This is a genomic window from Mesorhizobium alhagi CCNWXJ12-2 (assembly GCF_000236565.1).
Classification (GTDB): domain Bacteria; phylum Pseudomonadota; class Alphaproteobacteria; order Rhizobiales; family Rhizobiaceae; genus Allomesorhizobium; species Allomesorhizobium alhagi.
Genome location: NZ_AHAM01000003.1, coordinates 1 through 17235 on the forward strand (window position 1 = coordinate 1; position 17235 = coordinate 17235).

At 62.9% G+C, this 17235-nt stretch carries 2 protein-coding genes; both read right to left on the reverse strand.

What is annotated here, in order from left to right:
- Window positions 1–81: 81 nt before the first annotated feature.
- Window positions 82–594, reverse strand: coding sequence for a phage tail protein (locus MAXJ12_RS00245; protein ID WP_008833709.1), 513 nt, complete (start codon window positions 592–594; stop codon window positions 82–84).
- 92 nt (window positions 595–686) lie between these two features.
- Entirely contained in the window at window positions 687–17132 is a 16446-nt protein-coding gene (locus tag MAXJ12_RS00250) for a right-handed parallel beta-helix repeat-containing protein (protein ID WP_210160939.1), read from the reverse strand.
- Between the last annotated feature and the right edge of the window lie 103 nt (window positions 17133–17235).

The following is a 17235-nucleotide window of genomic DNA, read 5'->3' on the forward strand; positions in this document are numbered from 1 at the left end:
CAGAACATCCATCCCGCTGGCGCGAAATTGCCCGCGAACATTCGGATTTCGCCGACATAGGGCTGGGCCATGATGCGTCTCCTAGTTCGGCGAGGGGAAGATGCCTTGCAACGCGATGCAGAAGCTGAGCGTCAGAAAGGGCTGCATGTTGAGATGCGCCTGGCTGCCGCCGGTATTGCCAACGGAATCCGCGTTCATGGCGACCAGGTTGACCGGCGGACTGTAGACATTCGTCGGAGTGGCTGAAGCGAGAATGTTGCCCGAAGGGCCGAACGGCACAGGGGCGTTGCCTTGCGCGGAGGATGCGCTGAGCACATGAGTGTGGGTCGGCATCTCGGCGATCGAAAGCGTGTGCGCTTGCTCCCCTCCGCGCTCGCCGAGCGTATGGCCGGAACCGACATGAATGGGCGTGCGGCCCCGATAGTCCGGCAGCGCGAAGTTCACCCTGCCATCGCCGCCGAACGTCGTGCCGAGCAGGGAAAAGAGGGCCTGGTTCTGGTTGATGGGAAGCAACTGCCCGTTGCACAGCGCCCAGCCTTTGGGCGCAAATACAAACGACATGATCCGGATTTCGGACAGGAATGGCTCTGCCATTTTTTCGCCCCCTCAAGCGTCGACTGCTATCCTATACGTTGACACACGCGCTGCAACCGTTGATCGGCGCCGCGGTTAAAAATCTGCAACGCTCAAGGTTCCCGCGCCACTCCATCCGGTGCTTCGGTGAAGCCGATAGTCGCGGTGACGTTCACCGTGCTGCCCAGATCGTTCTGCGCGGCAATGAACGCCTGCAGGAACGCAATATCGCTGATGATCTCGCTTGGCGTGCCGTCGCCGTCCGTCAGGCGCTCGACGCGGAGAACCGAAGTGTCGCGCTGGCGAACCCTGAAGCCTTCGCCGCCGCCGATACCCTGCGAGCTGTTTCCGGAAATGTCCAGAATGACCTCGGTCGTGTGGCGGACATCGATGAGCGTGCCCCGGATAAAGCCGACCGGGAAGCCGGAATTGTCGTCAGGCGCACCGACCGTGTTGTCCCGGAGATGGAGATCCAGTGTGGCGTGCTGGGCAGCATTCACACCGAAATCGGCCGAGCTCACCCAGATGCCCTCGAAATCGGTGTTCCTGACGTTGTTGTTGTCGATGGCGATGACCGCGTCCTGATCCCCGCGCAGATCGACTGCGATGCCGAACATGTCGCGCGACCCCGAATCCACCGTTCCGTTGCCAACGGTATTGTTCCTGATCCGCCCGACTATGTTGGAGGCGTTGGTTCCGGTGCTGCCGGCAACCAGCTGGATCGCGTTGGAAATCGCGCGGACAGTAGTGTTGCCGTTGATATCGAAATTCAAATCCGCGGAGGCGTCCGATTGAAGCGTGACGGCCGCACCTATATCGGTGAAGGTGCTGCCTGAGACATTCAGCGTTCCGACGGCCGTATTCGTCACGTTGATCAGCGTGCCGCTCGAGCGGATGTTGCTGAAGGTGCTGTTGGTGACGTTGGCGGTCATCTGCGCGGTGCCGGTGCCGAGCAGCGCCAGAGCATGCCCGCCAGTCGCGGCCGAGTTGGCGTTGAAGGTGCTGCCGGAGACCGCGAGATTGGTCAGGACGCCGCTCGAATTGGTGATGCGGACGTGATCTTCCGACGAACCGCTGAAGGTCGTGTTTGTGATGGCGGAATTGCCGTAGAGGCCGGTGAAGCGCAGACCGGCTTCCTCTCCGGTGGCTGTGTCCGCATTGTTGGATACGGTGCTGCCGATGATCGAGAAGTTGGTGACCTCGGCGCCGCCGACGCCGCTGCCGTCATTGTTGTCGATGATCATGTTCGACAGCGAGACGTTGCGCGTGTTGTTCAGCGTGATGCCGTTGACGGTCTTGTTGTTGATGGTGCCGCCGCTGCCGGCCGTCGTGCCGATGCCGGTAATGGTCAGGCCGCCGGACGCGCCCGTATTGCTGAGGTTTATGCCTGCCGAGCCGCCGCCATTGGACGAGATGCTCTGAAATGTCAGATTGCTCGCGCCGATTGTGGTGTTCACGACGTTGAGCGCTGTTCCGGTCGTAGACGCGATCGTATTGCCGGCGCCCTGAACCGTCACCGTGCCGCCGGTGGTGGCAGCCGGTCCCGCCCCGGTGGCATTGAAGCCGATGCCGAAGGAGGTGGTGTTGATGACCAGCCCGCCATTGGTGAAGTTGATTGCAGCGCCGGAATTGTCGGTCAGGTTGATGGCTGTGGCCGTACCGGAGGTGACTGATTTCGACGAGCCGGAGAATGTGATCGTGCCGGCCGCGTTGTCGTCGAGGAAAATGCCGGTCTGGCCGGCGACGTTGTGCGTGATGTTCCCTGACAGGGTGATGTTCTGCGCGCCCGCCGCGCGGTCCTGGATGTCGACGGCGCGGCCGGTGGAACCAGCGACCGTAGTATTGGTGACGGTTCCGGAATAGACCAGGCCAACGGTGCCTCCGGTATCGGCGCCGCCGGCACCGTCACCGATGCGGATCGCCGCACCGCTGCCGCCGACGAGTGTGCCGCTGCCCAGATTGATCGTGCCGCTGCCCGTGACGCCGGAGAGGATAACCGCGCTGGTTCCGCCCGCACCCTTGCTGGTCGACTGGAAGTTGACGCTTCCACCAACGGTCACACCGCTCAAATTCAAAGCGGCGCCAGCCCCTGTGCTGATCGAGTTTCCGTCACCCAGGACGCTGATGGCGCCGCCGCCGGTAGCGGTAAATGCGGCCCCGGTGGTGGTGACGATGTCAAGGCCGAGCCCAGCGCCGGTGCTGAAGTTCACCGTGCCGCCGGTATTGGCCGCCAGCGTCACGGCGGCCGCGGATCCGGTCGAAAGCTGAATGCTCTGATTGTTGAAATTGACCGTTCCGCCATTGCTGTTTTGCACGCGCAGGCCGGTTCCGGTCGACGTGATCGTGCCGGTCTGGAAGATGATCGCGCCGGCATTGTGATTGTCGATGTCGACGGCAAAGCCGGTATTGTCGGTTATCGAGCCGCTGTAGGTGACGTTGGCGTTGCTGCCGGCGACTGCGAACGCCGTACCGGTCGGATTGGTGATCGTCGTGCTCGCGCCGAACGCGAAAGTTCCACCCGAATCGTTGACGATGTCGATGCCGGCGTCGCCGCCGTTCAGCGTGGTTGTCCCGGTGAAGTTGTACGTACCATCGGCATTGTCGAATTGCAGGCCAGTGCCGTTATTGGCGCCGATCGTGCCGGCGAAGGAGAACGTCCCCGTCGTATGGCCGCCGCTGACGGAGATCGCCGCCGCATTGTTAGCCTGGGTGATTGAACTGGCGGCGTCGAAGTTGAAGCTGGCGTTGCCCCCGACGACGCTCAGCGCGGCACCGGCGTTGGTAACATCGACATTGGTCGCATTGATGGTTCCTGCCGGACCGGTTACGCCGCCGAAGGATATGCCACCGCCTACCGCGCCCGAAATCGAGATGTTGGTCAGCGTCGTCGTGCCACTGACGTTGTCGAGTTGGAACGCCGTGCCGGTCGCCCCGGTGCTGGTGACGTTTATGATCGTCGTGCCGGCGGCGTTCAGGAACACATCCGACGCATTGCCCGAGAAGATGACATTGTCGATCGTTGTGTCGGTCGACGGCGTGATCTCGATGCCGAAACTGTCGAAGTTGCGGATCCTCATGTTGGAGATGGTCGTGCCGGTGGCGCCGGCGCCGTTGTCGATGACGCCCCGCGCGGCGCCCGCCGGGTCACCGTCGAGGATGAAACCGTCTATGATGTTGCCGCTCGCGCCGAGCGTGATCACGTTGTTGGCTGCGCTGGTCGATAGCCTCGCAGCACCGCTTCCGGTCGGGTCAGTAATCGCGATGCTGGTGCTGGCGAGCTGGATCGTGCTCGGCACCGTCAGCGCCAGGTTGATCGTGCCGTTGCCGAAGCCGCGCACCTGTTCGCTGCTGTCAAGGACAAGCGTGTCGTTGCCGTTCGAGCCGGCAGCGGAAATGGCCCCGCCGTCATCGATCAGGACCAGTATGTCTTCGGTCCCGGACGCGGCCTCGGCGGTCGCCAGCGTTGCGCGATTGGAAGCGTCACGTCCGCTGCCGTCGCCGGTCGCTGTCGCCGCGACGAAGTAGATGTCGCCGACGCCGAAGCCGTTGCCGGGACTGGCGGCGAAGACGACGTCCTGGAAATTATAGGTCCCGGCAACAGGCGCGCTGGTCGCGTCGATGCCGACATTGGCGCTGATTGTCGATTGCTGGTTCGTCGCCGATTCGCCGTCGCCGAAGGTGAAGGCGGCGTCGGTTGCGGCGTTGAGGAAGACGCCGGTGTTGACGCTTGCGATCGAGCTGAAGGCCGGATTGGCGACAGTCGCGTCACCGAGCCGTACGATTTGTCCGCCGGTCGTGCCGCGCAGATCGACACCGATCGACGTGCCTGCGGCGGCCGCGTTGGTGACGTCGAAATCCTCTGCCGTAACGGCGGCCGAAAGTGCGGCTCCGTTGAGGTCGAATGCTATCGCCGCCGAATCGTTGAGCGAAATGTCGAGATCGGAGATGGAAAGGGCCGCGCCGAGCGCTGTGTTGATGTCGATGCCGCGCACGGTGACGTTCTGCAGGTCGACCGTCCCAAGCGCGATGCCGCCGCCGGCCGATGTGACCGAGGTGAGATTGACGCCGGTCGTGGCGCCGTTGACGCCGACAGTGGCGAAGTTGAAGCCGCTGCCGCCGATTGACACGCCGTTCAAGTCGATGGCCGCCCCGGCGGTCGTCGCGATCGTGTTGGCTACGCCGCTGACATTGATCGTCCCGCCGGCCGTCGCAAAGAAGCCCTCGCCACTGGTGGTGGTGATCGCTAGGCCGCCATTGGTGAAGTTGACCGTACCGTTGATGTTGTCACCGAGATCGATGGCCCGATTGGCGCCGGTGCTGAAGATCTTCGATGCGCCGGACAGGGTGATCGTGGCGGCGGTTCCGTTGTTGATGCCCGAAACACTCAGGCCCGCGCCGCTGTCGTTGATATCGCCGGAAAGAGTGACCGATCCGCCTGTAAGCTCCTGAATCAGAACAGAGCGCCCGGTGCCGGTGTTGTTCAGCGCCGCGCCGATGCTGATGACGGCGTCGCCGCCGGAACTGTCGGCGAGGCCGCCAATGTCGACAGCCGCGCCGGCGGTTCCGCTCTTGTTTATGGTTCCGCCGACGACGGTGAAAATCCCCGAAATTTCATCCAGCTCGATGCCCGACCGGTCGGTATTCGGATTGGCGTTCACCGTATCGAAGGTGACGTCCAGCATGACATTGGCCAGCGCTCCAGCACCGCCGTCGATGTCGATCGCCTGGGCGTTGACTACATTGATGGTGTTGCCGGTACCGGTCACATTGACTGTGCCGCCGACGCTGCTGACAACGAAGCCGTCGTCACCCGCGCCGGTGGTGGTGATGTCCAGATCGGTGAAGTTCACCGTTGCCGCAATGCTGCTGGCGATGACGACGCCCCTGCCGTCGGCGATATCGCTGTTCACGACGTCGACGTCGGTGAAAGTGAACGTTCCCGAGGAGTCGACGATCTCCAGACCGGCCGCGTTCGCGCCGCTGAGCAGGCCGCCATTGATGGTGAGCGTGCCGGCCACCGTATCGAGCAGGATGCCGTGGGTTGCCGAATTGGTCGAATTGACGGCGTCGAATTCGATGGCGGCGGTCACTGCATCCAGGAACAGCGCCATGCCGCCATTCGTGTCGATCTCGGTAATGCCGGCCGCATCGATCGTGATCGTGCCGCCGCCGGTCGCCACAAAGCCGCGGCCCGTCGTCGTGGTGATATCGAGGCCGCCGGCGAAGGAGACCGCCGCGCCGGTGTTGCCCGTCAGGAGGACGGCGTCGTCCGCGCCGCTGGACAGCGCGAGTTGATCAGCGAACGTGACAGCCGAGCCGGCGGCCCTGGAGTCAACGATGACCCGGCCAGCGGTGAGCGTGCCAGCCGGCCCGCCATTCGGCAGCATGCCGCGCGTGCCGGTGATGTCGCCCGAACCGCCGGAGACGTCGAGCAGAGTGCCGGCGATGGCGATGTTGTTGTTCTGGATGAAAGTATCCGAGGCAACGTTGGTCAGGTCGAAGGCGACCCTGCCCTGCCCGACGCCGGTGATGGTGACGCCCTCGATCGTGATATCGTTGCCAGCAGCGACGGTGGACGCAGCAAAAACGGCGCTGCCCACCACGCCCGAACTCAGGTCGAACGTCGTGTGCCGAATCTCGTTTCCACCAGCGAGCGTGAACAAGGTGTCCGTCCCGGTAATGGTCGTCTCATTGCCGGTGACATCGCCACCGGTTGCGCCGAGATTGCCGAAGACGTTGGTCGGTTGGATCGTGCCGAAGGAAATAGTGTTGGCATTGCCGAAGCCGGTGATCGACTGGCCGGCATCCAGGTCGAAGCCGGCTGCCGCGAGATCTATCGGCCCGACAAAGGCGAAGATCGTGCCGGCCGCCGTCAGCGCATCCGCGTCGGCCAGCGAAATCGTGTTGATGGTCTGGCTGAGGCCAAACGTGCCGACGGTGATCTGTCCGCCGCTTTGAGAGACGAAGGTCGCCGAATCGGGCGCGACCACCAGGTTGGCGTCGCCGGTGAAGAGGACATCGTCGAAATCGTAGGTTCCCGAAGTCGGATCGAGACCGATCGTGTCGACGGTGTAGCCGCCGACGGCCGCCGTGATGGAGGATTCCAGACCGTCGGCGGAATTCCCGTCCCCGAAGGTGAAGGCTGCATTGGCGGTCGCGGCGCCGCGTCCAGCGGTGCCGAGTTGCACGCCGACACCGAGATTGTCGATATCAGAGCCTTGCGCGAAGGTGATCGTGCGGTTGCCGAGCGTTCCGGAGAGATCGATGCCGGTGCTGGTGGCGCTGCCGGTCGTGGAGCTGATCGTGCTCAAGCCAAACGTCGCAGTGGTTTCGGCGTCGGAAAAATCGATGCCGACCTGACCTGCGTCGACGCCCGAAATGGTCGTCGTTCCAAAGGTCACCGACGTATTCGTGCCGGCGAAGTCGATGCCGGTCTTGCCGGGTCCTCCAGACATGGCGATCGTGGTCGTGCCGAAATCGACCGGGGCCGCGCTGCTATCAACCAGTATGCCGTTGACGCCCGCACCGGTTACCGTCGTCGTTCCGAAATCGATTGTGGCGGCATTGTCCTCGATGACGATGCCGCTCTCCTGCGCCCCGGTGATCGTCGTCGTCCCGGTGACCGCAAAGCTGCCCGCCAAACCCGTCAGCAAAATGCCGTCGCCTGTAGAGAAGCAGCACCCGAAAGCGTTGGTGCTGGTGACCGACGAGAGCGTCGCGTCGAGCGTTGCGTTTTCCAGCCAGAGCGCCTGCCCGTTCTGGGCGTCAATGTCGCCGTCCAGGATGGTGAGGGCGAAGTCGGCCGGCGTCGCGCCCGCGCCAAAGACATCGAGAGCGATCTCACCCTCGGTGGCGATGTCGAGATCGCTGAAAGACAGCGCGCCTTCGACATCGATCAATTGCAGGCCGATATTGTTGACGCGGACCCCTGCGCTGCCGATGCGGGTCGCGCCACCAGCTACAGTGTCTATGACGCCGCTCGACAGGTCGGCATCGAATGTGACGGTATCGAAGACGAATCCAGCTTCGTCTATGTCCGGATTGACGTCGCCGCCATCGTCCATCGTATTGCTGTCGAAGCTAGTGACGAAGACGCTGCCCGGGCCGAAGAGGCCGCTGATGTAGACCCCAGGCCCACCGTCGCTGCTGAATGTGTTCCGGTCGAGCGCGAACTGCTGGTCGGCGAAATTGACGTTCATCAGGCCGGCGGCCCCGAACACGGTGCTGTCCGAGAGCGCGAAGCTGGTATCGGCCTGTTCGGCAATGACGGATATGCCGGTCTGTCCGCCGAGCGGGAAAAAGCCGAACAACGAATTCGCCGCTGCCTCGATAGAATAGCCGACCAGCGGTACGTCCGTGCCGGCCGTGACCACTGCGTTGGCGACCGTGCCCGAAGTGTCGTAGTAGACAAGCCCGAAACCGGCATTGATGACGCTCGGATCGCCCGCCGAGCCGATGTTCACAATGCCGCCATCGCGCGCGGCGACGCCGATATCGGCCGCGGAGACGATGTCGAGATCGCCGAAACTCGTTATGGCGTTGCCGCTGTCGTAGATGTCGACCGCGATCGCATTCGCGCCGAGCAAGATGTCGGCTCCGAGCGCCGTGGCCGCTGCGGTGTTGGTGATCTGCACATCGTCGAAGGTGAAATCGCCATCGGAATCATTGATGATGTCGATGCCTATGCCGGAGGCGGAGCCCGTATCGTCGAGCTCGATCGCGCCGCCGAAGCTGTAGGAACCATCCGCATCGTCAAACAGCAGGCCGGTACCGTTGGTGGCGGTAACCGCCGCATCGAAGACGACTGTGCTCGCATCCCCGCCCGTCACGGATATCGCCCGACCCGCGCTGCCCTTCACGATCGTGCCGCCGGAGACGGTGATGGTCGCGCTACTCGCGTCAAGATTGAACGCCATGCCGGTGAGTTGTGACGCGTCAAGATCCGTGAACAGGAACGTGCCGGCGGAATTGGCGATGCTCACCGCATCGGCGCCAAAGACCGTGCTGAGGACGGTCGTGCTGCCGTTGAAGTTGTATGTTCCGCTGACGACGTTGGCGATCGCTATCGAGTCGCTCGTCGACCGCTCTGCACGGAATGCGCCCAGAGTCAGCGTTCCGCCGGAGGTGCCATCGAGAACGACCGCACTCGCCGACCCGACGGTGAACGGGTCATCGACGAAAATCTGGTCAAAATTGACGCTGCCGAGCGTGACGCCATTGAGGTTGAGTGCAGTGCCGCCTGTGGTTTCAATAATCTGCGACCCTGCGGCTCCAACGTTGATCACGCCTCCGCCCGACGCCAGGAAGCCGGTGCCCGTCGTGGTGTCGATGTCCAGTCCGCCGGCGAAACTGATGATGCCGCTCGCGTTGTTGGATAGCGTTACGGCGGTAGCTGTGCCGGTCCTTATCGCGCTGTTGCCCGAGAAGGTGACGCTCGCAGCGCCGTTATTGAGGTTCTGGACCAGGATGCCGCCGCCGGCGGCCGCATTTGAATCGGCCAGGTTGCCCGACAGGGTCACCGACCCGCCGTCGAGTTCGGCGATGGAAACAGCCAGGCCTGTCGCTGCCACGCCGGTAACGATATTGCCGCCATAGAAGATATCGGCCGAACCGCCCGACAAGTCAGTCGCCGCCGCGCCGACATTGAAGGCCGCGCCGCCGCCATTGTTGGTAAGTGCGCCAGCGCCGAAATCGAAGTCGCCGGCAACACGCTGCAAGTCAATGCCGCGGCCGGAAGCGAAAGTGGCGCTGGTCGAGGTGAACGAACCCGACAATGTGGCCGTGTCGACGAAAACGGCGCCGCCATTCGCGTTGTCGATGACGCCGCCCTGGGCGGCCAGGGTAAAGGTCGTCGCGAGCGTCGTAGTATCGACGACAAGTGCAAGGTCCCCTGCTCCACTGTTGTTGAAAATGTCCAACGTACCGACGTCGAGGCTGCCGCTGGTGTCGAGCAAGGACAGGCCGACGCCAGAAACCCGGCTTGCGGCGCCCGTTCCGATCCGGTTCGCGCCGGAGGCAACCACCTGCTGGATGCCGATGCCGAAATCGGGGTCGGCGTCGAAAGTGACGCCCTCAAAGACAATCCCGCCGCCGACGCCGTTGCCGGTGACGGTGTTGGAGCCGAAGGCGGTGACGAATGTCCCGCCAGGCGTGTCGCTCCCGACCGAGATGGCGAGCGTGCCCGCTCCGGTCGTTTCCCAAACGGTTCCTTCCAGCCCCAGCACCACCGTGCCGGTAGCGCCGGCCGACTGGAACGCCTCGAGGCCAAAGCCGGGCGCCGTAACGGAATTGCCGGAAATCAGATTGAGCTCGACGCTGCCCGCGCCGCTCGCGGAAATGCTGATGCCATCTCCGGTGGCCAGCGCGGCGAATCCGTCGATGGTCAGGTCGGTGAAGTCGAGCGTGCTGGAATTCCCCGACTGAACGATATCGATCGCGTTGTTCGCACCGGAAATGCCCAGGACGGCAAGTCCGTCGAAACTGGCGCTGCCGCCGAAATTGGCCGCCGCAATTCCGCTTGCCGAAGTGCTGCGCGCCGTCAGGTTTGCGAGGTTGAGCGTGCCTGTCGAGGCGAGCGAGATCGCATGCGAGATGGCGCCGATGGAAGAAGCATTGGCAGCATTGCCGATGTTGACGATGCCGGACGACGCGAATGCCAGGCCGGCCGTCGGCCTGGCAGTATCGCCGACCGCTACGAAACCTGAGCCCGTACCAATATTGACCGTGCCTGCGCTGTGCTGGAGGTCCAGTCCGAGCACACCGCCATCAATGGTGAGACCGCCTGCGGTCGCGATATTGATGACGGCAGAATTGGCGCCGTTCACCAGCACTCCGGTTCCAACCACATCGATATCGCCGGCCCCGATCGTGAAGCTTCCTCCGACGCCGCCGATGTTCTGGAGAGCGATCGCCGAAGAGGTGTGACCGTCGAGAGCGACCGACGCAATGGCGACATTGCCGTCGGCAAGGTCGAGATCACTGGCCGAGACGCCGATCGCTCCGCCCCCGGAGGCGATGAGGTCGAAACTGAGCCCGCCCGTTCCGACGCCCAGCGCGGCGAGTTCCAGGGCTTGCCCCCCGGCGGAAATCGTGTTCGCGCCCATGCCGATCACGGTCAGGTCGCCGCCTGTCCCGTCCAGGCGCAGCGTCCCCTCAAGCGTCAGATCATTGAAGGTGAAGACGGTCGCGCCAGCCATCGCTGAGATGTTCAGCGCAGTCGCCCCGCCGATCGTCGAGTTGCGGATCGTCAGGTTCTCGCCCGTGCCGAACGCACCGAAAATGCCATCACCTGCGCCGGTGTTACGGATCAGCACGTTCTGGATGCCGGCCTGGCCTGCAAGGTTGACCGTATTGCCGGCCGATGTGGTCAGAACCGGCAAGACGCTGTCGATGCCGGTCGTGGGTGCTGTGATCGTCGAGGGGTTGATGGCCGCGAACTGGAAGGAAGGCGGCGCGCCGGTGGCGACCGCGCCGAGCGAGGCGACATTGATCCCCTCGCCCGCACTGAGCGCGATCAGCACCTGGCCGTCGGCCAGGTCGAGCGAATTTGCTCCGCCGCCGCTTGCCTGAAGCAGCAGATCGATCAAGTCGCTGGTATTGTCGAGGGTGCGGTCGACCAGCACGATGACAGAGGCGCCGGATGCTTCGGCCTGCGCGATCGTGCCGGGATCGTTGAAAGTGCCGAGGCCATCGGTCCCGAAATTGTCGACGACGAAATAGGACGGGCCCTGCAGGAACGAAGTGTCGCCGACCAGAATCGCATCGAGGAAATTGTAATTGCCGCCGAGCGGCAACGTGTCGATCGTGTTCACCGGCCGGTTAGCGTCGATGAGCGAACCGATATCGGTGATGCTCTCGCCGTCGCCGAAGGTGAAATCCACATTGGTCGTGCTGGAGAACAGCACGCCGTCATCGACGCCGGTGATCGAGGCGCTCTGCCCGCCGTTCACCACCGTATCGCCGAGGCGGATAGTCCCAGAACCGGTGGTGTTCACCAGATTGACGCCGATCGTGTCCGTATTGCTGGTGCTGGTCAGGTCGAAATCGGTGGCAATGAGGTCGCCGTTCATGACAGCGTCGTTGAGAGCGACGCCGACGGCGTTGTCGCCCGTAAGCGCGATTGAAAGCGCTCCGAAAGTGATGTCGCCGGTATTGGTGCCGGTGACGGCAAGGCCGATCCGGTTCGCGCCGATGCCGTTCAGAGCGACGTTTCCGAAATTGAACGCTGCCTGATTTGCGCTGATGGCTATGCCGGCGGCACCCGGGTTGACGATGGTCGTTGTTCCTGCGGTGAACGTGCCGTCAACGTCATTGAATGTGAGGCCGTTTGACACGCTGTTGTTGGAGTGCACGCTGGTAAGCGTCATCGCCAAATTCAGGCTGTCGAGATCGATTGCAGGTCCGCCTTCAGCGTCGATAATGCCGGCGGCCGAACCCAGCGTGAAATCGGTTGCCGCTGTCGAGACTTCCAGGGCGGTCCCGGCGCTATTGATGATGGCGAGGCTGGTGAAGACAATATTGCCGCTGGTATCCAGGAAGGAAACGCCGTCGCCTTGGACACGCTGGCCCGAGCCTTGGCCTATCTGCAATCCGCCGGCCAAGACCTGCTGAAAGCCCGGCGCATCGGGATCGGCGTCAAAGGTAACGCCGCTGAAGAATGCCCCGCCGCCAACGCCGTTGCCGACCAAAATATTGTCGGCGAAAGACTGCACGGCGACCGTGTTTTCGGTGGCCGACAGGTTCTGACCATCGATCTGCACTGTCCGCGCGGCAGCGGTCTCAAAGTTGTTGTTGTCGACGTTGAGGCGAATCGCATTCGCCGCTAGCCCCACGCTCGTAGTCACATCGAGCGCCGTTCCCGTGGAGCGCAACGTGCTGCCCTGCAGATTGAGCGTAAGCGTTCCCGCTCCGGTTGCCGCGACGCCGACCGCCGAACCGTCGATCCCCGCGGTCGAAGTGACCGTCACGTTTTCAATCGTGACGGTACGGTCCTGGTTCCAATTGACGATCCGGATGCCGTTCGCACCCGATCCTAAACCGGCGCCGATTGTCAGATCCTGAACGGTCAACGAGGTGTCGTTGCTCAGGATGGCATCGTCGCCCGTGCGGCCGATCGTGCCGCCATGAATGGCGACTGCGCCATTCGAAACGAGGAATGCACCCTGCATGTCGATGTCATCAAAGTCGACTTCGTCGAAGGAGATAACGCCGGCGGAATCCACTATGTGAATGCCTACTCCCTGCGAGCCGTCGACTGAGGTCACACCGTTGAAATTATATGTGCCGGAGGCATTGGCGATGAAGACGCCGGCGGTCGTGGCGTTCTCCGTCGAGATGCCGCCGAGCGTCAGCGTGCCGCCGGTGGTATCTACGATGGACACGGCTGCATCCGTTCCGGCCGCGGCCGTGTCGGCAACCGTGACCTGGTCGATATCGATGGAGCCGATCTCGACCCCGAACAGTTGGAGCGCCGTCGCGCCTTGGGTGTTTATCGTCTGGGTGCCGACGCCGGAAATCGCGATTGTGCCGCCATTCGAGGCATTAAAGCCTACGCCTGTGGTCGTGTCGACGTCGAGCGCGCCGTCGAAGGAGATCGTCCCGCCCGCGTTATTGGCGAGGTTGATCGCAGTGTGAGCGCCCGAATTCACCACGACCGGGCCGCGGAACGCTACCGAACTGAATCCGCCCGTCATACCGGTCACAGATATTCCGGTACCTCCCGGGTTCTGGATGCTCACATCTCCATCAAACGAAACGTGTCCAGAGATGTTTTCGATATCAAAACCGAAATCGGTGTCAGTTAACGTGATCGAAGATGAGGATCCGAACGTTACGGCACCGGGGCCAATTATCTGATCGATCAGAATGCCGCCGCCACCCGTGGCCTCAAGCGTAAAATTGTCGAACCTCACATCGCCGTCGAATGCGGAATTCTGCCCAACCTCTATGATGCCGGCACCGCCCGCACCTGCGCTTCTGGTAAGCGAACCTGCCAGATTGACGCCTACAAAACCGTCAATTTCGATGCCTGCGCCAGTGCCGGCATGCGTCATCGTCGTATCGATGGTGATCATATTGGAGTCGTCGATATCGACGACTGCATGGGCTCCACTTTGAGCAAGCGAACCCGCAAGGAACGTGAGCCCGGAAACATTTACCAAATTCAACGTGTCGCCGCCGCCGGCGCTGACGTCGACGAACAGGAAACTTACATGGCTGCCCGCCCCTGTGTCTTCTACCGTTATGCCATGGCCGCCCGTCAGCAGGTTAGCGCCGATCGAGCCCTCCAGGACGGAAACGTTATCTGTGGAACCAACTACGGAGAATCCGGCGCCGCCAGCGCCGTCGACCTCAATGGAAGCGAAGGTAATCATGCCGTTGGCACCGTTGAGGGCAATGCCATCGCCACCGGCATTCGTTACCTGGGTGGTCCCGTCGAAATTGAACGTGGCAGCCGAGTTGACGATGCTGATGCCGTGACCGGCCGTCCCGTTGACGGCAATGTCGGCGATATCGACCACGCCGGTGACGCCGTCGAAATCGAGGCCGCGGAAGCCGCTGTCGATCTCCACGCCGGAAACACGCACGTTGTTGACGTTCAGGCCCGAAATGGCTGCGCCGGTTGAGTTGCCGCCGGCGATCAGGTCAGCGATGAGGTTGCCGCTGCCCAGCACGATCGTGTCGCCGCCGGCGTTGTTGTTAACCAGCCGCGCCGCACCGTTGCCCGTCGGATCTGCCTGAACGGCGCCGCTTACGACATTGTCGCCGGTGACGTTGATCGGCGCGCCGCCGATATTGAAAGTCGCGCCATTGCCGAACGAGGCGAGCGTCTGGCCGTCGCCGAGCCCGAAGCCGTCGGCATCCGTTGCGATGTCGACGCCCTGGTTGACCAGCACGAAGATCGCATTGGCGTCGGTAATGGCGTCAGCGCCGGCAGCGTCGATGAGATCGTTGACAGATGAACCGTCGCCGGCGCCGGTGGCGCTGGCTCCGACGAAGATGACGTTGGTCGGATCGAAAAGTTGCGGACCGATCAACGCAGTGGAGCCGAAAGCATATGTGCCGCTCGACGAGATCAGGCCCCGCATGTCGAGCGAGGCGGTTGCGCCTTCGATCGAGCCGCCGCCGAACATGAAATTGGTGTTTGCCATCATGCCGGCTGCACCGTTCACGCCCATCTGCACGCCGGTATCGACGTCCTCGATGACGCCGCCATTGACGATGGTGACGGAGCCGCCCTGGGCGCCCGACAGGTCTATGCCGGTCGTGCCGGGTGCGCCTGTTCCGGCGATATCCAGCGAAAGTGCGGTGAAGGCAGACGTGCTGCCTGACAAATCGAGGCCGGTATTCCCGGCGGCGAGACCGCTTATATCGATGTTGCCGAATTCGATCGCACCGTTGAGGCCGGAAACCTCGATACCATTCCCGCCCGGACCGGAAATGGCGACATCGCCGAAGATCACTTCGCCGGCGTTGCCGGCAATTGCGATGCCGTTCACGCCGGCGTCGCTTATTTCGACCGGCCCGTCGAAGCCGATCTGGCCGCTGTTTTGGTTGAAAGCGATGCCTTGGTCGGTCGCATTTTCAATGCTGACGGCTCCGCCGAATGCCATCTGTCCGTCAAATTCGTCGACGAGTATGCCGCTGCCGCCAACATTGCTTATTTCGACCGCGCCGCCAAAATCGATGGATCCGCCGGACGCCTCGACCACTATTGCGTTGCCGGCAACGCCATCGAGTGTCACAGATCCGCCAAAGGAGATGTCTGCCTGGCTCCCAAGGATCTGAATGCCATCCGAGACGACGTTGGCAATCGAAGCGGCCCCAGTGACCATGAAGTCGCCGCCAATTTCGAAAAGCGAAATGCCGCCGATACCCAAACCGGCGCTGTTTTGGCTTACCGAGTTCAGCGTCACGTCGAGGTCGACGCCTGCTATATTGACGCCGAAGCTGCCATTGCCGGCGATCGTACCGCCCTCGATTGAAAGATTGCCTTGGTCGGGCGAGAAGACACTTAATCCACCGTCCGCATTGTTCTGGACGTCGAGGACAGCAAAGCCGTAGTCGCCCTGGCCGGATATTGCGGCACCGTTGCCGCCGTTGTTGGAAAGCGTCGCTGTGCCGCCGAAGGAGAATGATCCATCCCCCTGAAGCGTCACGCCATCGCCTAAGTTGCCGGAGGCGGTCAGGGCGTTGACCGAGTAATCGCCTGCGCCATCAATCAGCAGGCCGCTGGCCTGGTTTCCCGACAGCGTGGCAGCGCCGACCGAGAGCGTTCCGTCGCCCTGGATCAGTATGCCCGACCCATCATTGCCGGACGCCGTCAGCGATCCCAATGTATAGTTGCCGGCTCCGAGGATCGAGAGTCCGTCGGTCTGATTGCTGGACAGCGTCGTGGTGCCGTCGAAGACGAACGTGCCGTCGCTTTCGATCCGCAATCCCGAGCCGGAACTGCCGGTCGCGCTGAAATCGGAGGCGCTGACATTGGTCGACGTGCCCGTGAAGAGCGCGCCAGCCCCGACGAGATCGACACGGGTCAGCGTCACGCCATCAACATCGTTGCCGAAAATGCCTGTGCCGCCGGTCCCGTTCGAAATGTCGATGTCGGCGATGATCGTGCCGTCGCCCAGGATGACCGTGTTGCCGCCGCCGAGATTGGTCAGCGTTGCAGCGCCCAGCCCGGTCGGATCGTCCTGTACGACGCCATGATCGACATTGTCGCCGGTGACGTTGAGCGGTACCCCGCCGAGCGAGAACTGGCGGCCATTGCCGAAGGAAGCCAGCGTCTGGCCGTCGTTCAACGTGAAGCCATCCGCGTTGTTGATGGCTGAGCCATCATTGACCAGCGCGAAGATCACCCCCGAAGTGGCATCCGCGTCGGCCGTGTCGATGCTGGCGAGATCGTTGATCGAGGAGCCATCGCCCGCGCCGGTGGCTGTCGAGCCTACGAAGATGATGTTGACCGGGTCGAACAGTTGCGCGCCGTTGAACACGGTCGAGCCGAATGCGTATGTGCCGGCAAGCGGGTTCAGGCCGCGCGCGTCGAGCGCCGCAGTCGAGCCGGCGATCGTGCCGCCGCCGAAGACGAAATTGGCATTCGCCGTCGCGCCGCCCGAACCGTTGACGCCGAGCTGTATCCCGGTTTCGACGCCCGCGATCGTGCCGCCGGCCGTGATGACGATCGACGAGCCGCCGAGCGTGCCGGAGAGATCGATGCCGGTCGAGCCGGCTGCCCCGGTGCCGGTGATGTTCACCGATTGTGCTGTGAAATTGGTGCGGCTGCCGGAAAAATCGAGGCCGGCATTGCCGGCCCCGAGTTCTGTGATGACGAGATCGCCTACCACGACCGGGCCGTTGGTTCCGGCGAAAGTGAGGCCGTCGCCGCCAGGCGCTGTGATCGTGATGTCAGCGAACCGAATCTCGGCCGGCGTGTCGGAGATCGCGATCGTCGGGCCGGACGTGTTCGAGATCGTGGTTTCGCCAGTCACGGTAAAGCTGCCGGAGACTGCATCGAGCACGACGCCGGACGTGCCGCCGTCATGTGTGATCGAGGTGAGCACGACATCGGCCTCGATCGGATCGATTATGACCCCGACGTCGCCATTGCCTGAGACGGCACCGGCGGTGGTGCTGAACTCTCCGCCATTGGACGTGACGTCGATG

Coding starts and splice junctions, on each gene's coding strand:
- MAXJ12_RS00245 (WP_008833709.1), bottom strand. CDS start 594: ATGGCAGAGCCATTCCTGTCCGAAATCCGGATCATGTCGTTTGTATTT.